Annotated in this window: 12 protein-coding genes, 1 tRNA gene and 3 pseudogenes; 5 read left to right on the top strand and 11 right to left on the bottom strand. The window is 55.5% G+C overall.

All coding sequences use genetic code 11. The features are described from left to right. Positions 1-2 precede the first annotated feature (2 nt). The 3 genes from ihfA to M5C01_RS13805 all read left to right on the top strand — a co-directional run bounded on the left by ihfA (position 3) and on the right by M5C01_RS13805 (position 810). On the top strand, positions 3-305 hold the full coding sequence (gene ihfA / locus M5C01_RS13815; protein WP_002553164.1) for an integration host factor subunit alpha: 303 nt from the start codon (positions 3-5) through the stop codon (positions 303-305). After that, positions 286-642, top strand: coding sequence for a MerR family transcriptional regulator (locus M5C01_RS13810; protein ID WP_017128239.1), 357 nt, complete (start codon positions 286-288; stop codon positions 640-642). Before ihfA ends, M5C01_RS13810 begins: the two co-directional genes overlap by 20 nt. A gap of 91 nt (positions 643-733) precedes the next feature. Then, positions 734-810: transfer RNA gene (locus M5C01_RS13805), tRNA-Pro, on the top strand. 364 nt (positions 811-1174) lie between these two features. Here the strand turns inward: M5C01_RS13805 and M5C01_RS13800 are convergent. From M5C01_RS13800 to M5C01_RS13775, 6 genes and pseudogenes are all read right to left on the bottom strand, one after another. Then, positions 1175-2299 (bottom strand): hypothetical protein, encoded by a 1125-nt coding sequence (locus M5C01_RS13800; RefSeq protein ID WP_152739924.1) that lies wholly within the window; start codon positions 2297-2299, stop codon positions 1175-1177. Positions 2300-2313: 14 nt separating this feature from the next. Then, a complete protein-coding gene (locus M5C01_RS13795) occupies positions 2314-4146 on the bottom strand; it encodes a restriction system-associated AAA family ATPase (protein WP_152739925.1) in 1833 nt (610 codons plus the stop codon). Then, positions 4143-5639 (bottom strand): restriction endonuclease subunit S, encoded by a 1497-nt coding sequence (locus tag M5C01_RS13790; protein WP_178129876.1) that lies wholly within the window; start codon positions 5637-5639, stop codon positions 4143-4145. Before M5C01_RS13790 ends, M5C01_RS13795 begins: the two co-directional genes overlap by 4 nt. Then, positions 5636-7300 (bottom strand): class I SAM-dependent DNA methyltransferase, encoded by a 1665-nt coding sequence (locus M5C01_RS13785; RefSeq protein WP_152739926.1) that lies wholly within the window; start codon positions 7298-7300, stop codon positions 5636-5638. The genes M5C01_RS13790 and M5C01_RS13785 overlap by 4 nt, the downstream gene beginning before the upstream one ends. Before the next feature lie 15 nt (positions 7301-7315). After that, positions 7316-10114, bottom strand: coding sequence for a DEAD/DEAH box helicase family protein (locus tag M5C01_RS13780; RefSeq protein ID WP_152739927.1), 2799 nt, complete (start codon positions 10112-10114; stop codon positions 7316-7318). Positions 10115-10323: 209 nt separating this feature from the next. After that, positions 10324-10707, bottom strand: a pseudogene (locus tag M5C01_RS13775) (helix-turn-helix domain-containing protein). A gap of 270 nt (positions 10708-10977) precedes the next feature. Between M5C01_RS13775 and istA the strand changes: the two are divergent. Together istA and istB are read left to right on the top strand one after the other, a co-directional pair. Beyond that, positions 10978-12493: pseudogene (gene istA / locus M5C01_RS13770) on the top strand (IS21 family transposase). A 19-nt stretch (positions 12494-12512) separates the two neighbouring features. Then, positions 12513-13268, top strand: a pseudogene (istB, locus tag M5C01_RS13765) (IS21-like element ISPre4 family helper ATPase IstB). Between the two features lie 529 nt (positions 13269-13797). Here the strand turns inward: istB and M5C01_RS13760 are convergent. The 5 genes from M5C01_RS13760 to M5C01_RS13740 all read right to left on the bottom strand — a co-directional run bounded on the left by M5C01_RS13760 (position 13798) and on the right by M5C01_RS13740 (position 21596). Next, on the bottom strand, positions 13798-14418 hold the full coding sequence (locus tag M5C01_RS13760) for a hypothetical protein (protein WP_152739930.1): 621 nt from the start codon (positions 14416-14418) through the stop codon (positions 13798-13800). Between the two features lie 169 nt (positions 14419-14587). Continuing rightward, a complete protein-coding gene (locus tag M5C01_RS13755) occupies positions 14588-15307 on the bottom strand; it encodes a hypothetical protein (protein ID WP_152739931.1) in 720 nt (239 codons plus the stop codon). Between the two features lie 107 nt (positions 15308-15414). Beyond that, positions 15415-15705, bottom strand: coding sequence for a hypothetical protein (locus tag M5C01_RS13750; protein ID WP_152739932.1), 291 nt, complete (start codon positions 15703-15705; stop codon positions 15415-15417). 87 nt (positions 15706-15792) lie between these two features. After that, positions 15793-18978 (bottom strand): UvrD-helicase domain-containing protein, encoded by a 3186-nt coding sequence (locus M5C01_RS13745; protein WP_152739933.1) that lies wholly within the window; start codon positions 18976-18978, stop codon positions 15793-15795. A gap of 2 nt (positions 18979-18980) precedes the next feature. After that, on the bottom strand, positions 18981-21596 hold the full coding sequence (locus tag M5C01_RS13740) for a PD-(D/E)XK nuclease family protein (protein ID WP_152739986.1): 2616 nt from the start codon (positions 21594-21596) through the stop codon (positions 18981-18983). Between the last annotated feature and the right edge of the window lie 431 nt (positions 21597-22027).

Here is a 22027-nt window from a genome sequence, read left to right as displayed (position 1 = left end):
GTATGGGGGCTCTGACGAAAGCTGAAATGGCGGAACGTCTCTACGAGGAGCTGGGTCTGAACAAACGGGAGGCCAAGGAATTGGTCGAACTGTTTTTTGAAGAAATCAGACACGCTCTCGAAGACAACGAGCAGGTCAAACTGTCGGGTTTCGGCAATTTTGACTTGCGGGATAAACGCCAGCGGCCTGGCCGCAATCCAAAAACGGGAGAAGAAATCCCGATCACGGCTCGCCGTGTGGTCACCTTTCGTCCAGGGCAGAAGTTGAAAGCCCGAGTTGAGGCCTATGCTGGAACCAAGTCATAACGACGAGCTTCCGCCGATCCCAGGCAAACGCTACTTCACCATTGGTGAAGTCAGCGAGCTGTGTGCGGTCAAACCGCACGTGCTGCGTTACTGGGAACAGGAGTTTCCTCAACTCAACCCCGCCAAGCGTGGTGGCAATCGCCGGTATTATCAGCGCCATGACGTGCTGATGATCCGGCAGATTCGCGCGTTGCTGTACGACCAGGGGTTCACCATCGGCGGGGCGCGTCTGCGTCTCTCCGGCGATGAGGCCAAGGATGACAGCACCCAGTACAAGCAACTGATCCGCCAGATGATCTCGGAGCTGGAGGATGTGCTGGTGGTGCTGAAGAAGTGATTCAAGGTTTTAAAATACTTTGACATTTCAAAAGCTTGCGGTATATTTCTCCTCGCTTCCACAAGAAGCAAAACCCAGTTTCACGCCTAGTCGGGGCGTAGCGCAGTCCGGTAGCGCACTAGCATGGGGTGCTAGGGGTCGAGTGTTCGAATCACTCCGTCCCGACCATATAATTCAATGACTTAGGTCGGTAGCGAAAGCACCGGCCTTTTTCATTTATGAATTTACCCCACCTTTTACCCCACTGAAAAAATTGCCCCGCCAGCAGAATGTGCGGCGGGTGGGTGTCTAATTGATTCCTTGCCAGTAATGACCAGTCTCGCCCGCGCGCACGATAGCGTTTCCGGGTTGGCGATTAAGCAAGGCTTTTCCAGTTTCATTAGACCACTACACAGACCGCGCGTACTAGGTGGGAAATCAAAGAGTTGTGGTAGCTATGGTTAGTGGGCTTTCGTCCCCAGTTAACGGGGTGAGTGTGGAAAATTTGTGGCGCTTTAATCGTCGAGGGAGCGCCCCTTGCCTGATCGATGGTTCAGGCAATATTTGCCTTTACGGCATCAAAAATGCCAACCGCCTTGCATGCTTGCAGGAAGCCGTGCTTCAAGAAATTTTCGTTGGCGTAGGGGGAGCTGGTTGCATGACAGGCGACGTCCTCTAAGTAGTCCTCCAGCATCCTACCGTTTAACCCTGCTGTTTCGTTATGTAAGCGCTTTGCCGTGAGAACTTGCTCAAGCCAATCCTTCGCATCCTCGCTGCACAACTCTGCACGATATCGCTCCTCGATTCCATAAACGTCTTTCCACGTATCGATCTGTTCAGCAAGCTCTGGCGGGCCAAAGCTGAGGTCGATGTCTTCGGGAACTAAGTTCTCGATGTCGCCATGCTGCAGTAACACATGCAGCTCAATTCGGTAGTCCTCAGTTGAAAACGGGTAGAACATCTTACGGCGACCTACACCGCCTGCGGCATCCTTGGGGCTATACGCAGGGTCCTTGCTACCCTTGTAACTGCTATTACAGTGATGGCAGGTGGGTAGCAGATTTCTGAAATTGATCGAGTTGAATGGGTAAATCGCCTTGGGGAGGTAATGGTCGTAGGCCTCACGTCTGCTGTTGTATACGCTCAGAAGTCTGCTGATGCCGCAGTACGGGCACTTACCAGTCTTGTTGGTAGTCACAAAGGCCTTGTAATGCTCGTCGATGCTGCCAATCTTGGACTTGAGCGCGGCAAGTCCCAGCAGTGACTGTGAATAAAGCTCTTTGAAAAATGCTGCCAAATGCTTGCTGAGTACCGGGTGGCTCGCGGCGATGTCAGCGTACCTCGCCAATTCTGCCGTAGGGTCATTGGCGCAGACTTTTTCCAGATCGTTGTTGCCTCGATAAAACCTTTTTAATTGATCGATCTCGTTCGCTGACAGTAATGCGAAATGCTCGTAAATCGCCTTTATGTCTTTATAAAACGCCTTCCCACGCTCGGCCGCTTGCACCGAGAACCCAAACTCTGACATTACATCTTGAAGCTCAGGCTTGCCCACGAAAAGACTGGGGTGAAACGTTAAGCCAATGGGTGCCTTACACCACACTTCAAAGAAAATGTAGTCGATGAATTCCTGCATCTTCTCCAACTGGTGCGGCACATAGGTATAGGCGAATAACATCAGCTATGTACCCCTCAGTCTTGCTGGACGCGGTCGAGCATGGTATTGACCAGTAGCACCTTTTCCACCGAGTCGCCCAGTTCACGATCCAGTTCGACAATCAGCGTCGAAACATCTTCGCCTCGCTCAAAGCGTGTCCGTAACCCCTCAAGCAAGCCTTGGGCATGACCACCAATGGTTTCGTGCTTTCCGAAGGTCGTCATAGTGATCTTGTTGATCGATGCGCCCAGCGTGTTGTACTCGGGGTGGGCAATGCTCACGGCTCCGGTGTCCGCGTTCTTGTCGAACACCAGCACTTTGTCCGGCTTGCTGTCCGAGATCAGAAAAGGCGAGTGCGTGGTGATCAGCATCTCCTGGCTGGCTCCAGCCTGTCCTTGCAAGCAGTTGCGCAAGCGGCTGATGAAACTCGCTCGCCATGCCGGGTTGAAATGGGTTTCTGGCTCATCCAGCAGAAAAAGACTGTTGGTGTTGCGGAACAGTAGGCATAGGCCAAGGCTATGCAACAACTGATGCTCGCCGTCCGACAATTCCTTGAGCAACATCGGCTTGGCCACGCCCTGCTTTGTGAAGTAGAAATTTTTGAAGCGCATAACACGTTCGTCAGACGCCAGCGTCGGCACAGTTTCGCTGGCATAGTGGCTGGTGGAGCGGTATAGATCAGCCTTGATCTCATCGCTCACGGCATACAGATTGAGTGTAAGCAAGACCTGAAAAGCCTGGAACAGGGCCAGCGGAGAACCATCGAAATTTTTGCGGAACGCCTCTTTGGTAGCGTCATTCACCCAGTAATCGAGAACCAGTGTGTCAGTGGTCTCATCCACGTAGTGCAATGTGGCGCAGCGCTTCAGCGCGCTTACCGCCAGCGAAGACTTTTCATCACCTTCTAGCAGTTGCATCAGATTTAATCGGTAACGGTTCGAACCTCGGTCATCCGTTTCGACGCGCAGCGCAGCGTTATTTTTGACAATCTCGTGACGAATCAAATCCTGACGCTCAGAATCCGTTGTGTTGGGTTTCTCCGCACGAATTCTGTTTGCTCGCTCTTTTTGTTGATCATCACTAGCTTCGTCAAAAGCTTCAAGCTGAGCGGGGTTAATTGGAATGCTGCGTTGCAGGATGACGCGGAATTGTCGTAGCGTGTCGATGCCGACATCCTTGCGGAAGGGTTGCAGCGTCGCGTCGTCTTGAAAGAGCAAATTGCACAGTAGGATGGCCTGGCTGAAGCTGTTGTCGAGGTAGGCCAGCCGCGTTTCCGGGTGTCCGGGATAGCTCAGCTGCTTGGTTAACGCGTTCCAGTATTCATCGAATTGAACGAAGCCTAGCTTGAAGAATGGCAAGCTAAGAATTTCGTTCTCACCCGAGGAGTAACCCAGCACGTATTGGGGCAATAGGATGTCGGCGTGGCCACCTTTGAATGCTTCGTAAGCATCCGTGTCGAAGTCGCTTTGGTTCTCCCACTGGAGGCGCACAGACTCACCGGGATTTTTCCACACCCTCACCTTGGCCCACGCTGGGCCATCGGGTTGGATATATTCAGTCGGTATTCGAATCAGGTACTCCAACTCAAACGCCACAGGCAAGAGATTTTGATCGGCGTTCTGCAATACCTCCGGTAGAAAGCTCCGGCGCACACGCAAGATTTCGAGCTGAAAAAAGATCTCAGCCAGTGCTTCAAGCAGGTTGGATTTACCGCTGCCATTGGGCCCCGCGCAAACGAAGGGCGCAAACTCTTCGGCCTGGGCTAGTTCATCCTGCAAGCTCCATTCACTGCGAAAGTGATGCTCAAAACCACAGGGCAGGCTGCGAAAACCTGCCGGGTCGCTAATCTGGAGGCGCAACAGCTTCATACTTGCGTAGCCTTGAGCTGGACGTGGTTGCCGGTATCATCAAACTCCTGTGTCAGTGTGCCCGAACCGATCGACTCGAAAACCCAAGCCTTAATGTACTCGTAGTCATTGGCTCCCAGCTCGAAATCATTGTCAGGGCACAGTTCCGCTAGGCGAGTTTGCGCAGCCGACATAAAGCGTTGCACCGAAAACGGCGTGGTGCCCATTTGGCCGCGATAGGCTTCCAGCCATTGGGCGATCAATGCCTTTCGCTCCTCGGCGCTCTTTAGAGCACCGAGCACATTGTCGATTTCAGGCAGGTTGAGGGCAAAGTTTTCATCGGGGCGAGCTTGCACGGAGTCTGTTACCACGGCTTTTTCTTCCTTGAGTTCTATGCCAGGCAAGGGCACGCGCGATAAATCAAGATCGCCCTTGAACGCCTGATGGCTCAGCGCGCTATAAAGAGCTTCTAAATCAGCAAGGCTTTGTTGGTAGCCTATCTTGATACTTTCCACTTTCTCAACAATGGAAGCGAATTGATTCTGAAGCTCCAGTGGAGGTAAAGGAAGGGGATAGTCCAGTAGCATTGACTGATTAATGAATGGAAGATCTAACTGCTTTACTCGTTCTCTTATTGGCGCATAATGAAAAGCTTTTGCCAAATAAACTATGTTGAGCACGTCATTGTCCTCGATGCTAAGAACAATCGCATTATCTGTTACCCAGCACGGTCCCTTTGATATATGAATAACTCCACATTGCTGCCCGACTCGCCCCGCAATAACGGCAGGAGTCTCGTATAGCGCCTCAGTTGCCCAACCATTTATGCCATTTCCACCAAATATTGGGATACCCGTCGCATCGTCTGAAATTACGTTCTTACTGGATTTTCCGCTGTTTGCCTTGAGATATGGCCTTAATGCTGCCCATGGGTGACTAGATTTCTTCGCTCTGATGTCACCAAACATCTCTATAAATACGCTGTTGAGCAGGTCGTTGAGCTGTTGCAGGTGTCGTTTGCGCTGCTCGACCAGGCTTTCCACTTTGCCGAGCAGGTGGGCAATACGGATTTGGTCGTCGATGGGTGGAACGAAGATTTCGAGGTTGTATAGCTCGTCCTGAGTTATGCCTTTGACGGTAGCTCCTGTCCCCTTGCGTACGATAGCTTGCTTTAGTGATAAGACGGCGTGCAACAAATAGTTTGCATCCAGAGGAATCCTAGGGATTAGGGCCCGTAAGTCTTGATTGATTGCGAGATCAATTTCATTGATGGCAGCTTTGCCGAGCGCCATTCGGGTTGGAATGATCACGTGTCCGCGGGCAATCAAATTCGCAGAACTATTTTTTAGACCTGCCTCCGTAATAGCGTCTTGTGTGGACTTGAGCGCTGTAGAAGTAAAGTCTTTAACAGTTGCCCATGGTATTTCGCCATTCCAGTACTCGTCTATTGCTTTTGATGGTGTACCGCCGCCTTTGAATGTGATGATGTCTCGAAGTGTTTTGAAGGAACTCATTCAACCATCCCCTTCAGTTCCAACAACTCGCGCACAATGCCACTTTGCACCTTGGACAGTTCTGCCTCATTCACATCGCCCACTTCAATCTGAATCAGCCGATCCAGAATCGCGCTTGGTGCATCGTAGTGCACCTCCTCGAACACATCCTTTTTATAGCGGGACAGCGAGAGATCATAAGTGTTTTTTTCATCAGCAATCTCGGTACGCGGCACCATGAAGCACTTCGCCGTACGGTCGGTGTCGGTTGCAGCATCGCGGGTGCGGTACTTGGCAATGATGTCTTGCAAGTCGCCATAGCCTTCCTGCTTGCTTCGCTTGTCGTCCAAGCTGTAGCCGTCGGCGGTCATCTCGTAAAACCAGACGTTCTCGGTAGCCGGCTGGGTTATCTTGTCTTTCGGGCCCCACACTTTGGTGAACAACAGAATTGCGGTACTAACTCCGGCGTAGGGTCTGAACACTCCGCTGGGCAGCGTGATCACGGCTTTCAGGTCGCAACGCTCGACCAGTAACTGGCGCAGTGTTTTGAATGCTCCGCCAGAGCCAAAAACCACCCCCTGCGGTACGATCACACAGGCGGTACCGCCTTTCTTGAGCAGGCGATAAATGTTTTCGACAAACAACAACTCGGTCTTGGTTGTGGCCAGTTGCAGGTTTTCGTTGATATCGCCCTTGTCGATGCTGCCGGTGAAGGGCGGGTTGGCCAGGACGATGTCGTATTCGGCTTCTTGGTTGTAACTTTTGGAAAGCGTGTCCTTATAGTCGATGTGCGGCTCGTCAATGCCGTGCATCATCAAGTTCATCAACCCCAGTCGCACCATTGTGCTGTCGATGTCGTAACCCCAGAGAGACTCTTGAAGGATGGTCTGGGCCTTTTCGGTGAGTGCGGCGGCGACCGAGCTGCGGACGAAGCCGTCTTCATCGGGTGTTAGGTCTTTTGTCCCCGCTTTGACGGCGAGCTGGGTGACGATGTGTTGGTAAGCGCCGAGCAGGAAGCCGCCCGAGCCACAGGCCGGGTCGGCAACTTTGTGGCCCAGTTGCGGCTGCACCAGCTCAGCCATCAGCTTGATGATGTGGCGCGGAGTACGGAATTGACCGTTCTTACCAGCGGTAGCGATTTCTGAGAGCAGCATTTCATAGACATCACCCTGGATATCCTGGAAAGCCTGGCCCTTCTCCCGTGAATCTTTCTCCATGATCTCGAAGATTTCGTCGATAGTTTTCACCGCTTCCACCAGCAGGGCCGCTTTGGGGATGATGAAAACAGCATTCTTCATGTGGTGGGTGAAATTGGACTCGGTGCCGTTCAGGTCCTTTAGAAATGGGAATACCTTGCTCTGCACGTGTGGCAGCATCTCTTCGGCTGGCTTGTGCTTGAATTCGCTCCAGCGCAGCGAGTGTTTGTCGATGGGGCGTTGTTCCGTCGCGGGCCAGTTACGTTCCTCAGGTGGAGTCCAGCTGCCTTCAAATTTGGAGGCATAGTGCTCGCCCGTCCATTCGGCATCGGCCTGTTTTTTCAGGTCCAGTTCATCCAGTCGCTTCATGAACAGCAGGTAGGTAATCTGCTCGATGGCGGTGAGCGGGTTGCTGATACCGCCGCTCCAGAATTTATTCCAGAGCTGGTCGATCTTGCCTTTGAGTTCGGGGTTGTTTTGCAGCATGGGATTGCCTGTGCTTTAGGCGGCCAACCGTTCGGTCAGCCGCAGGATTTCGTTGATTTCGGCCGGGCTGAACACGCCACGGATGCCTTGCGGGTGAATGACCGTGAAGGGCGCGCTAATCAGATCTCTCTTTTCCACCTTTTCACGCTCGACAATGAAGTTATTCAATAAGTTGAGGAACTCCAGTTGGCGGCTGCTAAGAGTGGTGTGGGCGCGAATGAACTGATCAAACGCCGCGCTGACTTCGTCCGGGAAACTTTTAAGCACTTCAATGCCTAGAATGTGCCGAATGAACTGGATGAAGCGGGCTTTGCGGTTCTTGTAAACCTGACGCAGCAGGTCTTCAGTGATGTGCGGATGCTCTTCATGCAGTAGCTCGGCCAGTTCGTTGGTCTCATCGGCACGGACCATCTCACCGTTTTTGATTTTTTGCAGCACAGGGTTGTGCTCAGTCAGCTCGACAATCAAGGCCTCGACCATTTCTCGATAGCGGGTGATGCTCACAGCTTCGTGCTGCGGGCCGAACTCCACCCATTCCTTCTTGTACAGCTCGTCGGCCAGATCTAGATGCGTTTGCTCCTGGCCACTGCTTTGCTCGCGGAATTTCATTAGTGGACCTAGCTTGGCCACCATGTCATCGAAGGCGTCTTCATCGGCTTTGGCCCAGTAGTGGCTGGTTTGCGAGGCGCGGATCAGTGTTTCTTCCTGTTTAACAAAGCTAATTGACAGTGGAAGTTCGCTGATCTGTTCAGCAATACCTGTCTTGATCGTTTCGGCTTGTGCCTTGTCTTCGTTGAGCACGGCCAGCGAGTACTCCAGCATGTCGCGCTCGAAACGCATGGCCTTGAAGTCGGCCTCGGAGACGGTACGGAACAGCGGTTTGATTTCGGTGCGTAGGAACTCTAGCCGGTCGTGGTTGAGACTAATCCAGAAATTTTCCTCTTCCAGCCGTGCCAGTGTAGCGGCAGCTTCTTTGATGACGACGGATGCTTGGGGTAGCGTGGTAATTTGCAGTCGGAGCTTGGCGATTTCGCGTGCGGCTGTATCAGCATGGTCACTGTCATTGGCTTTCTCGATTTTGTCGAGCCGCAGGCCAACCAACCGCACGGGGAGCGGCAACTGTGGTTTGAGTTCTTTGCCCTTGGGGTTGAGCTTGAAGTATTCGAAGTTGTCCCAGCAATCGAGGATCAGGAACACGTCTTTCTCGGGGCACCAGGGCTTGGGTTTGCTGATTTCCAGCAAGCGCGTACCTCGTCCCACCATTTGCCAGAACTTGGTATAGGAATACACCGGTTTGGCGAAGACGAGGTTGACAATCTCGCGTACATCGATGCCAGTATCGAGCATGTCCACGCTGATGGCGATGCGAGGCATGTCGTTGTTGGTGAATTGGTCGAGCAGACCGCCTTTGCCATAAACGCGCGGGTCGTCGGACACCAGCACCTTGGCCAGTTCACCGTGGTACTGCGGATAGAGCCTGTCGAAAATTTCTTCGATCCGTCGGGCGTGTGCCTTGGTGGCGCAGAAGAAGATAGTCTTCCCGGGTAGCACGCCGTTAGCGTCCTTAATGGCCTCTTCCATGAACTCACGAACGATCAGGGTGTTGGTGCCCTTGTTGATCACCTGCTTTTCGAGCTGCGAGCCTTCAAAGTTGATTTCTTCAACCTCCTTGCCTTGCAGGATCAGTTTTTTCTGGTCTTCAAGCGAAATGGTGCGCTTGCTGATACCTTCCATTTGGAACTTGGTCTGTATCTTCATAACCTGGAAGTTGCAGAGGTAAGGCGGCACGTTGTTGACGGCCTCCTCGAAGGTATAGGCAAAGGTCGGCAGGCCGTCTTCGCAATGGAAAAGCTGGAAGGTGTTGTGATCGATGATATCGGTCGGCGTGGCTGTTAACCCTAGGGTGATAGTTTTGAAGTAGTTGAGCACTTCGCCGAAGGTGTTGTAGATGGAGCGGTGGCTCTCATCGACGACGATGAAATCAAAGAAGTGCGGCGACAGGTGCTGTGCCTGGTCTCGAATGATGTTGAGCATCGTAGGGTAGGTAGCAACGTACACGCGGCGGTCTTTGGCAATGAGCATTTCGCCCACCTTGGGCCAGCGCGGCTCGTTGGGCATGTGCTCTTTGAACGCCGACAGTGCTTGCTCGCGTAGGGCGATGCGGTCAACGAGGAATAACACCTTCTCGGCATGGCCAGAGCGCATCAGCGTATCGATCAAGGCAATGCAGGTTCGAGTTTTACCTGTGCCGGTGGCCATCACTAGCAGGAAGTCACGCTTTTTCTGTTCAATGCCTTCAAGTACCGAACGAATAGCGCGTATCTGGTAGTCACGACCGGCAATCGAAGTGTTGATAAACTCTTGCGTCAGCGGTTTGCGGTTGCGGCGGATATAGGAGAAGCGCTCAAGATCGTCCCGGGTAGGAAAGCCGATGACCTTGCGCGGCGGGGCGTTCTCAAGATCCCAGAAGTAGATCGAGTGGCCATTGGTATAGAAGCAGAACGGCAGCTCACCACCCAGTTGCTTCTGGATGTTGTAGCAATATTGTTTGGCTTGTTCACGGCCTATGGCAGCATCCAGGCTGGATTTTTTTGCCTCGATTACCGCCAAGGGCTTGCGGTCTTTACCCAACAAGACGTAATCACTGAACTGATGGCCATTGTATGGGGAATGTAGTTGGGCCAGACCTTCAGGCAAGGCGGTCAAAATGTCGAATTCTTCGACGACCTGCGTGAGGTCTTTGACATTCCATCCTGACTGGGCGAGCTGCTGGTCGATCATATCGGCACGTGTCTGTGCTTCGGATTTCGACATGCCTACTATCCTCCTGGGAGATAAAAGGACCTTTGGCCCGTAATACTTGCGGCTAAATTTGGTTCAGTTGCTTGGCGGCTATCGAGTGTTTCGAAGCTCTTGACAAACTCTCCCCACTCAGTCGTTTTGCCCAGTACTGAGTGCAGTGATTTCTCATTGAGCATTTTGCCCATCCTGGCTTATCGGTAGGTTTCCCTCACCCGTGACCATCAATCCAGCACGACCAAAAATTCGGTCGCCAGCGCTGTAGGCTGGACATCCCGGACGTTGCGTTGTAACGAAACCAAACCGTAATCCGCCATTAAGCGAAGAGTACGTGACAGATTCGGCACCTTTCGACCGCTGAGTTCGGCCAGCACCGTCAGGGATTTAGGTTGCTTGTCATGGATCAGTCGCAGCAAGCGGCGGTTGTCGTCCGACAGTACGGCGGCCAAGGAGGCAAGAGAAGGGAACCAGATGCTCGGTGTCTCATTTAGCTTTGGTAGTGAGCCCGCGGGGTGTCTGATACCGACGATGCAGCTCTCCATGGCTCATAGTTCCTATGACGACTTAATCGCTAATTGTATCAGTGCCTGATAATGATCGTCGATCAAAGGCAGTCCGTTTGCCGTAGTCATCCGGATGGGAATGAATCTCCTCGGATTGCATAGGCGTGTGACTGGCTGGTTTTTGGGACCATCCGGACACCCATTCCACCAACATCCGGACACTGATTCCACGCTGATCCGGACACTCATTCCGCGAGCATCCGGACACCGATTCCACGGCCATCCGGACACTTTCAGGCAGGCAGCAACGCAGGATTATTCACTACCATCGGCCTCTTTTCTCGAAGCGAAGAGGTCGTCGTGGAGCGTATATCCATGCGTAAAATACGAGAGGTACTGCGCCTAAAGTTCGACGTCGGCCTGTCCGTGCGCAAGATTGCGAAAAGCTTGTGTATCGGCCATTCGAGTGCGGGAGATTACCTTTGTCGCTTCGCTGCTAGCGGCCTCAAATGGCCCATCAATCTCTCCGATGCTGAACTGAATCGGTGCCTTTTTCCGCCGACAGTGCCTGCACCCAGCGATCAACGTCCGACACCGGACTGGGCTCATGTCCACACCGAGTTTGCGCCGCCCCGGCGTCACTCTGGCCCTGCTTTGGCAAGAGTATCGACTCGCTAACCCGCAAGGCTTCCAGTAAAGCTGGTTCTGCGAGCACTACCGCCTCTGGGCTGCCAAGGTCGACGTGGTCATGCGCCAGGAGCACCGCGCCGGCGAGAAGCTGTTCGTCGACTACGCAGGCCAAACCGTGCCGGTCATCGACCGGCAGAGCGGAGAGATCCGCCAGACACAGATCTTCGTCGCCGTCCTCGGCGCCTCCAGCTATACCTTCGCCGAAGCCACCTGGTCGCAGAAGTTGCCTGATTGGCTGGGCTCGCATGTGCGCTGCTTCGCTTTTCTCGGCGGTACCTCGCAGATCCTGGTGCCCGACAACCTTCGCAGCGGCGTTACCAAGGCTCACCGTTACGAACCTGATATCAACCCCAGTTACCGCGACCTGGCCGAGCATTACGGCGTAGCCGTATTGCCTGCTCGCTCCCGCAAGCCTCGGGATAAAGCCAAGGTTGAGGTCGGCGTCCAAGTGGTCGAGCGCTGGATCCTGGCGGTGCTGCGCAACCGCCAGTTCTTCTCGTTGGGCGAACTCAACATAGCCATCGGACTGCTGCTGGATCGCCTCAATCACAAGCCCTTCAAAAAGCTGCCCGGCTCACGCCGGTCAGCCTTCGAGACCCTCGACCAACCGGCGTTGCAAGCGCTGCCGGAGCACCCATACGTCTATGCCGAATGGAAAAAGGTGCGGGTACACATCGACTACCACGTCGAGGTCGACGGCCATTACTATTCGGTGCCGTACCAACTGGTGAAGCATCAACTCGAAGTGCGCCTGACCGCGCAGACTGTCGAGTGCTTCCATGCCAACCAGCGTGTGGCCAGCCATCTGCGCTCGCCGCACAAAGGTCGGCACACCACTCAGACCGAGCACATGCCCAAGAGCCACCGCGAACACGCCGAGTGGACACCACAACGGCTGATCCGCTGGGCGGAGCAGACCGGGCCCAACACCGCTGGCGTCATCGCCTACATCCTCGAACGCCGAATCCATCCGCAGCACGGCTTCCGCGCCTGCCTGGGCATCCTGCGGCTGAGCAAACAGCACGGCGAAGAGCGGCTGGAAGCCGCTTGCCAGCGTGCGCTGGCGCTGGGCGCATGCAGCTACAAAAGCCTCGAATCGATTCTGCGCCAAGGGCTGGAACGACTGCCGCTGGCCCAGCAAAACCTGCCGCTGCTGCCCGACGAGCACATCAACCTGCGCGGCCCCGGCTACTACCACTGACTGAAAAAGGAGCACGAACATGTTGCCCAATCCGACACTCGACAAGCAGCAAACCCTACGACTGCACGGGATGATCAAGGCGCTCGGCGAGCAACATGCAACGCCCGATATCAACGACCTGAGCTTCGATGAACGACTCGGCCTGATGGTCGACCGCGAGCTGACCGAGCGCGAAGACGCCCGCCTGAGCACTCGACTCAAAGCCGCGCGACTGCGTCATAACGCTTGTCTGGAAGACATCGACTACCGCAGCCTGCGCGGCTTGGACAAGTCCCTGATCTTGCAACTGGGCAGCGGCTAATGGCTGCGTGATGGCCTGAACCTGATCATCGGCGGCCCCACCGGGGTGGGCAAAACCTGGCTCGCTTGCGCACTGGCCCACAAGGCCTGCCGGGACGGCTACAGCGTCCGTTACCTGCGTCTGCCGCGCCTGATGGAGGAGCTGGGCCTGGCCCATGGCGATGGACGCTTCGCCAAACTAATGGCGGGGTATGCCAAGACCGACCTACTGATCCTGGACGACTGGGGCTTGGCGCCGTTTGCCGCAGCGCAACGTCGCGACATGCTTGAACTGCTGGATGACCGCTACGGCAACCGCTCGACGCTGGTCACCAGCCAGATGCCAGTGGACAAATGGCATGCGCTGATCGGCGATCCGACCTTGGGCGATGCGATCCTCGACCGGCTGGTGCATAACGCTTATCGAATCGAACTGAAAGGCGAATCGATGCGCAGACGCGCAACGAAATTGACGGCAACATCGACTTCAGACTAAGAATGCAAACCTGCGTCGCCGCGCTCCGACTGCCTGTCCGAATGAGCGTGGAACGAGTGTCCGGATGTTGGTGGGCTGAGTGTCCGGATGGCGTGGAATCCGCACTCTTGGCTGAAGTGCATTAAGTCTCTGAAGTCGCCTTGATGCAGGATTATGATCTTGTCCCTCTGGCGTGTCAGAGCGGTGTAGAGCATCTCGCGTGTTAGGTTGCGGCAGGGGTTGGGAGCGAAGTGGCATGCTCCTTCTATTTGTTCTCGCGCAAGCTTCCGCAGTCTTCGCTCCTTCGTCGGCGATAGCCCATAGCGACGGGGGCAGTTCAGAACATCTACAGCTCCAGTGAGTGATGGACCCGCGGATGCGCGGTTTGCTCTGCCGGTATCAGGCGCTAATGTGCGAAGTGTAGTGTCGATTCCGAGAATAGGCGCCCAACCTTGGTGATACCGGTACCGGCGCATGTAATCGACAAAGGTACGCCACAAGCCAGTTTGCGAACTTGAGTGCCGTGGTTCAGGACTGCAAGTGCACCGCCTCAATCGAACATCAAAGCCTGGGTCAGGCTGGGATCGTAATCCGTATTACTCAGATGGCTCGCCATGCACATCAAGCCAAACGCCGATGCTTTGTGCTTATTCCAGAGGGTTTCCAGATTCTCCAACAGCGGTAACAGGCACCTTTTTTCGTAGCGGCCGAGCTTATATTCGCTCGGCTGTGAGCCGATCGTGTCGAAGTAATCCTGAGCCGTCAGCTCTTCCTCTGCGTCGGATCGTAAGCTGGTCATATCATCGTAGGCGGAACGACACATCTCGCGCTCTTCGGCCATAAACGTCTTGAACTCGGCTTCGTCATCGGAGAACTCCTCCTTTAGGTCGTCAGGTATATCCGCTAGGCTTCTCACGAGCCGCCCTCGGTAATCCTGCTTGATACATGCGACGAAGTATTCGTGGCGATCGAATTTTGTGCTCCAATCCGATAACCACCCTGCAGTGATATTCAGCATCCGCGCATCCGTGACCTTATCCACCAGCACATCCAGATCGTCGCCTAATGGCGTTCGGCCGAATATCGTTTTCAAGAAATCGTGCTGCACCATGAACTGGTCGTATTGCTTTTCGTAAGCAGCGGCTATCTCGTTTGCCTGTTTGATCGTCATAGGTAGGGCTCGCTTGGGCTGATTGAGAGAAACGCAGGGTGCGGGGCTTGAGGTTGTGCTGCCATTACTTAATTTGGAAGGGGTCAATTCAGCTTGAACAAAGTACAGGGATGATGGACAGGTGCCATCACCCTTGTAACTTACGAGCTATGGGGTTATCCCTGTAAGATCAAAAAAAGTAATTGGCTTCGGCTTTGTGATCTAGTCCAACCACCACGCTTTCCTCGATACGGCACGCAGTGGGCGGATCGGATGGGCCCCAATGCCGGCAGTAATAGCGGCCGTTGTTTACCGCCTCACCCTCCTCGGTGAACACTTCGATCACCGCGTTCCAGAGGGACACTTTCGGCGCTTCGCTGGTGGGGTCGAGGCAGAGTAAATGAGTGATCTGCAGCTCATCCTCATCATCGACCTGAAAGCCTTGGTAGCCGATGACGAGAAGCCAGTGTCCCGACTGTCCGCCTTCCCATTGAACACCCACTATGGGGATCTTTCGATGATCGACCGCTTCGGCGAGGTTGCCGATAGTGGTTTTGCGGCGCGGGGCTACGTCCAATACTTCGGTTACCACCCCGGCTCTCTTGAACAACTCGACCAGCCAACTCACTTCAAGATCGTCGGTGCCTTCTGTCACAAGCGCACCAAAGGCCATTAAGTTGTCGCGGAAGCGTCCAAGACGAGTACGGCCGTCGAACTTGTCGAGCGTCAGCGCCTGCTCGCGAGACATAACCCCGAGCGTAATCAGTGTCATCACGGCGCAGTAGGGTCCGCAGGCACCATCCATTTCACCTTGACGCAGGTGGATATGGTCATTGTTGTGGGGATGGGCGCAGGTCACGGGGCCTTGCGGTGAAACGGACAGCCATGGGCTGACGAACATTCGATTCATGCGGTGTCATTCCTTTACGCATGGAGCAAGCCACGGCCTGGGAAGTGGCCGTGGCGAAACTGATGCGATTGCTCAGCTAGTTGCGGATTTGAAGCACTGTCCGGTAGTTACTGGGCAGGCTCCAGTACCTTGTATACGCCGGACTTTACCCGAAGGTATTGAGCCTTGGTGCCATTGCTGACACTGTGGCCGTCTGCACCGGTCTTCTCGTCACTGGCATTGTTGGCGATGGTTGTACCAATCGCTGACTTCTTGAAGAACTCGAAACCTATCCGGTACTTTTCAACCAGCTCCTTGTTCATCACCTGGCGACGCTCTGAGGTCAGTTCCTGAACTTCAAAGGGGTTGCTTAGTGCGCCATTGCGTACTTCCAACAAGATTGACTCATACAACGTCATGCATTTTTCCTTAGAGAGATAGGCGGTCTGAAGGAAACCCGGCCGCCGTGATTGATCGTTAACGCAAGTACGCAAACACACTTATGGTTAGAAAACCCGAACGGCACCCGCAGCCGTAGGCAGGAAGATCCACGCCTCTTTCACCGGCCGACCAGATGCCGCCTCAATCGCTTGGGCATACGCGTCGAGTTGGCCGGCATGTTCTTGGGCCAGCCGCTCCCACTGCGCCTCGGGAGATGGATTGGATTTGTGGTCAATCAGTACCCAGCCATCTTTCGTATCCAACAACAGGTCAATCCGTCCATTCAGTACCTGCCCCGAGGTGAGCAACTGTTGCACCGGGTACTCGGCCATGGCTTTAGCCTGCGGCCACCGGGACTCGATCCAGGCATGCAAGGCAGATAGCTGATTGATGACCTGGCTGGCGCTCACATGCTCATGTACTTCATGGTTCAGCAGCAGGCGCTGCACTTCGTCCAGGACGACGGGCCGGCTTGGATCGGTGAACGAGAGGCACAGACTGGCGTGAATCGCGGTCCCCAATGCACTCATTTCCGGGATGCCCTGCAAGGCAATGCGGGTGCCGATTTGGCATTTTTCGCCGGCGCCTGTCATCGATCGGATGACGCTACTGGACGGTTGAAAGCTCAGTTGCATGCGGGGCTCGGCAACTACCAGTGGTGCAAACCAATGCAGATTTTGCATGGCAACTGGGATAGGTTCTGGCGTATGGCCGGCGGTAAGTGTTTGACAGTTGGCCGGCAGCGTTTTTCCGTTAGGTAAACGTAGGACCTGCTCGCCTGGGGTTGTCATCAGCCACGGAGCCTGGACGCAGTCGAGCCACTGCCCGGTTGTTTTTCTGCCGGAACGTGCAATCACCAGCAGATCGCGGGCGCGGGTCATGCTCACGTAGAGCAGGCGTTTTGCTTCTTCAACAGCTTCCTCTCGGCACGTTTGGGCCAGGCTGGTCTGCTCGAACTTCTCGGCCAGCGGGACCTTCTGCTGTTTGCCTAGAGGCCAAGGCCAGTAGCGGATGAAGCGGTCGTGCAATGGTTTGTGCGGATCGAACGCGCTATTGGAGCGCGAAGAAACGGACCATAGACGGTCGCCAATATCGCGAGCCAAATCCATCAGGATGACAACCGGCCATTCCAGACCTTTGCTGGCATGATGGGTCATCACCTGAACGGCGTCCAACGCCGGTGTGGCCAATGCATCATTGTTGGCGCTGGCCGTTTCGCCCAACCAGAGCACCAGCCCGGAGATAGATGCAGCCCCTAGCCCATTTCGGCATAGGTCCTCATATTGCTGTGCCAAGTCGATTATTGCGTCGAGGTTGGCTATGCGCTTTTGAGCCTGTGCCGGCGAGGTCGACCAACTCGTGACGCGCGAGGGTAAGTCACACTCAGCGATTAAGCGCTGCAACGCTTCCACAGGCGTCAGCAATGGAAGGTCCGCGCGCAGCCGCGCCACTGCCGCAACCAAGGGGTGTGCCCGATAATCGTCGACGTCTTGCTCGCGCCACAGCGCTTTTGGATGACCCGCATGCAAATAACGCAGGCGCTCCGCAACCCAGCTCTCCGGCTCTTCTGCCTCAGCCAGAGAAACAATCTGCGCGGTAGCCAGAGTATCGAAGGGATCATTCAAGCGACGCAAGCACGCCAGCGCCAGGGTTGCTTCTGCGGTAGCCAGCAAGCCGGGCTGCGCAGTGGAGCAGGGCATTCCCGCTGCAGCGAGGGCGGCGGTCACTTTGGCGACGTTGCTGTGGGAGTAGCAAAGTACGGTGATATCGCCCAGCCGGACGTCACGGATTTCTTTGGTGGCTTTATCGAGTATCTGATGCCGACTGTTAACCAGTTGGCCAATCCCTTCAGCCAACGCACTCACCTGCTGCTCGGCGTTGCTACCATCGAGTAGCCAGTTGGCGAATGCGGGCCCGGGCAATTGATCCTCGCGGGTGGGTAAAAGCCGGACTTCATCGGGCGGCAAGCTGTTGGCGAACGCCTGACTGAATACTTCGTTGGCCAGTTCGACCAACTCCGGTCGTGAGCGCCACGAGTTGGGCAACACCTGTTTCTCACCACCCAGTTCGGGCAAGGCGTTCAGGATGGCCTGCATCAATGCACAGTCGCTGCCACGGAAGCCATAGATGGCTTGCTTGATATCGCCTACCCAGTAAACCCGTTTGGCAAAGCGAGAAAGCTTCAGGAAGACCGCCAACTGCATCGGGCTGGTGTCCTGGAACTCGTCAACCATGACCAGATCAAGTTCTTGCTCCAGCACCTGAATCACGGCGGGGTTGTCTAGCAGTTTCAGCAATGCATGTTCCTGGTCGGCAAAGTCCAGCACGCCGAGCTCAAGTTTGCTCTGGCCGTACACGTGCAATGCGTCGATGGCCAAGGTGAACACTTGTTCCAGATACACCGTGATATCGCGATGCAAGTCCGTGTGTTCGGCGTAGCGCTCGACCGTTTCGGTCAGGCTTGCAACCAAATGCTTGAGCTTGGCTTCCGGGGCCGATTTGGCCAACTTTGCCCAGGCACTCCAGCGCGCGTTGCCTTGCAGCAACTCACGGTGGAAATCCATGAGTAGGGATACATAGTCAGCCGTTACTTTTTTGTCGCTTTCAGCGGCGACCAGTTGAGCGAGCGCATCGGGAATAATGCCTAGGAGCTCACCACTCAAGTCGGTTTTGGTCGCAGTGGGGAAATGCTCAAGCATGTCCTCGGCATTGCGGACAGCAAAGCCACGGGCCAGATCGAGGTCGATGTCGTTGGTGCGTAATTGATCCAACAGTCTGCGCAGTTCATCGAGCCAGTTGTTGCTCGCATAGTCGCCCTGTTGATGGGTGACCTCCAGGCCAAGACGGCGTGCGATGGCAAGGAAGGTGTCCATGCTTTCACCATGCAGGACCCGATCTACTGCCTGATTGAGCAGCACTTTCGCCTGATTCTCTTCCAGGACTCGTTGTTGTGGTGGCATGCCTGCTTCAAATGCGAAGCGCTCAAGCAATTGGCCGCAAACGCTGTTGACGGTGCCTATCCGGGCCTGCCCCATAGAGGTCGCCAAGCCAATCTCACCTTTTTTGAGCAAATGGCTGCGTACTCGCTCGCGAAGTTCGGCCGCCGCTTTTCGTGTGAAGGTGGTGGCAATAATGCCTGCAGGTTGGACCTGCTGACTGAGCAATTCCTGGTGCAGAATCTCTGTGAGCCGGTGAGTTTTTCCGCTGCCGGCGCCTGCGCTGATAAAAGTGATGTGCGCGTTCTTAGGCATTGTCATTGCTCCCATCCGGCCAGGGCCAGGTAGTCGTTGTAGGCTTCCTTGAGGTATTCCATTGGCATCGCTTTCTCGGGCGGTGTCGAAGCCTCGTCGTCTTCAATGCTTTCCAGTGCCACTTCAAAGAGGCCCGCAGTGATTTGCGCCTGACGCCATTTCCAGGCCTCGGTAAAACTCAGCCAGAGCTCCGGCGTGGTGCTTGGTGGATTGGCGGGCACCCGCTCAGAATCGGCAAATACGCGGTCATCCGGTGTCAGCAGGCGGGCGGACTCCAGAATGAAATACGCCACGGACGGCAACGAACCGGTCTCCTGACGCAGCAACTCGGCATAAATCGCCAGTTGCAAATGGCGGTTCGCCTTGAGTTGTTCGGGGTATTTTTTGCCGCCGGCCCACTTCATGTCGACGATGGCTCGATGCCCGGTTTCTGTGGTCAGTACCAGGTCGGCAGAACCCGCCAGAGCGCCTCCAGCGAAATGCCCGTCCAACGCCTGCTCTGCGGTTACGACGCGGACATTGGCATTGGCCAAGTGCGCTCGCAGCTGGGTCATTGCACGCAACACTCGGTGGCGCAGGGTTGACAGATCGGCACCGCGCCCCTCCATCAACAGCACTGCCCCTTCTTCACGCACCACGCGCGGGAAATGAATCGAGAACCATGTGGCGAAGTCTGCCGCGTCCATGGTCAACGCGTCGGTTCTGCTGAAAAAGTGTTCAGCTAAACGGTGGGCAAGCGAACCGTTCAGAAGAAAACTGTCGCTCAGACTGAGACTCTTGGATGCCTGAATCTTGGCTCCGTATTGCAGCAGCCATTGGTAAGGGTTGAACAGCAGCAGGTTGAGGCTCGAGAAAGAGGCTTTTTCTGGCAGAGCCAGCGGCATGTCTGCCGGCAGCTTCCACCAGCGTTTGCGCACTGGTAGGGGGGTCGACGGTTGTGGCTGAAATAGGAGGCCGGGCGCAAGCAAAAGGTCCTCCAGCGCATGTACTTTTGGGTGCTGAGCAACCGCTTCGATCATCTGCCAAAGTGGGTGACTTTCCTCGTGCGGTGGCGCCAGCACCAGCATTAGATTGCGGTTCGCGACCAGCAAAGGCCGTAGCCAGTCTTGGGCCGCTTGAGCCAGCAGCGTTCCACCGTCGGGCAGCGCCACTCCTGCATTTGCGAGTTGCAGCAGTTCCGCCTTGGACCACGGCGAAATGGCAGGCAGTGCCGGCATGGCCAGATTCCACCACACCACCGTGTCCGAGCTCTCAATGGCGGCCCCCGGGCGGGAAACGGTCGAATGAGCGCCGACCTGGGCGGCCAGTAACGGATTATCCGTGCCACTCGCAGTGGCCTGTTCGATCACCTGCTGCAACTGCCGCGGACGCAACCGCTCGACGCCTTGAAGTTGAAGCGTCTCTAGTGTTTCCAAAGCAGCTTCGCACTGCGCATAACCCGCCCGAGCAGCTAGGCTGTGTGCGGGTTCTTCGTGGCCCAGGCGCGGTTGAAAGAACGCCAGCAAGCGCTGGACACGCAGCAGCACTTCGCTCAGCGGCGCGCCTTCATCAACACTGAACGTGGGAGCTTCGAGCCAGTCGCCAATGGATGTCCGAACACGAGACGCTTCGGCACCGTAGTGTTCTGCGATGCGCTCCAGGACTGCTTCCCATTCGGCTCCGACAATACCCGGCATACTCGATACCTTGGTCGCCAACTGTCGACGGGCAAACAGCCGAATCGGGCATATCGGATGGGTCAGAAACTGTAATAGCGCCGGGTAATTCAGTGGCGCCCAAAGCAACTCCATTGCCAAAGGCAATACCTGCAGGGCCGGCCGCAAATCGCTGCTGCCATTCAGGCCATGGCGAGCTTGGTTTGCACCGACTAAATGACCATCAAGGCAGCCGCCTTCGGCACCGGCCACCAGCAAGGTCTGCACGCTTTCATCCAGCGAGCGGCTCAACCAGCTCGCCGCCAACACTCGAGTCTGTGCCTGAACTACCTTTACCGTGCCGTCCTCTTGCCACGGCATCGGTGTCACGCGCTCACCGGCAATGCTCTTGCGCAGTTGCGTCTGCAACTGGCCTAGGAAGCCTTGCGCCGTGCCCACGGGCACCTCAAGGCGCTCGTGTGGGAGTTGATGCAGCACCGCTTGCCAACCAAGTGGGTACACCTCCCAATCGTCAGCCAGCAGCACATTCTTGATCGGTGGTCGCCGCACAGCCAGAGCCGCGGCAACATTGTGCAGGCGTTGCCCAATCGATGGCGCGACTACCTCGCGGGCTTTCATCTCTACCTCGGTAAGGTCCTTCAGGCGTTGGCTGGCATCTGCCTCCACGCGCCCATCCCAACCGTACAGATACAAGTCATCTCGCCAAGCCAGCAATGCAGCGGACACACCCAGCTCATCAGCGGAAAAACTGGCGTTGTAGAAACGCTGTGCGTTGTTGCAGTGTGTCAGGCAATCCCGATACGCCGCTGTACGCTGCGCCGCGCAAGGCTGGCGTGCTGTCAGGCCCAGTTGGGTTTCCAGAATATCCAGAAATCCCTGTGGCCCGACCGTCAAAGCGCCCAGCTGATTGCTCGCCCGGGTTGCCCGTTGACCATCGAGTTGCATACCGAACGTGATGAGCATTTCAGACACGTTGACGCTCCTTGTGAACGTTGAGGGTTCAACACACCGCTATCGGTGAGTTGTTGTAACGGCCTAAAGACGAAACACATTTAGCGGCTGGCGGCTACCGTACGAACGAGGTGCGACGGATTGCGTCGTGGTCGAGACGTTTGTCAGCGAAGGCGCTGTTCTCGCCATATTTGCGACTTATCCAGGATTGAGCCAACTCAGGGCTCGATGAACACGTAAGGCGAGGTTGGGGTGGTGGGCGTTGCGTTCGTTGTGGTGGCGAGTCTTGAGCGACTGGTAATCCATTCCAGGAGTTTCCTTGGGGCGGAGGATGTCCGCTTGGCCTTGGTTATCGAGGCTGTATCGGCGGATTTGGCTCAGGCTTGAGCATTCGGGGATACTCAGTCCAGTGCATTCTCGCGCAGTGTGGCGATAAGCTATCA

The sequence above is a fragment of the Pseudomonas sp. MWU12-2319 genome (assembly GCF_023242525.1).
Classification (GTDB): Bacteria; Pseudomonadota; Gammaproteobacteria; order Pseudomonadales; family Pseudomonadaceae; genus Aquipseudomonas; species Aquipseudomonas gingeri_D.
The sequence above is the reverse complement of the archived record's forward strand: the minus strand, read 5'-3'. Positions and strand labels throughout refer to the sequence as shown.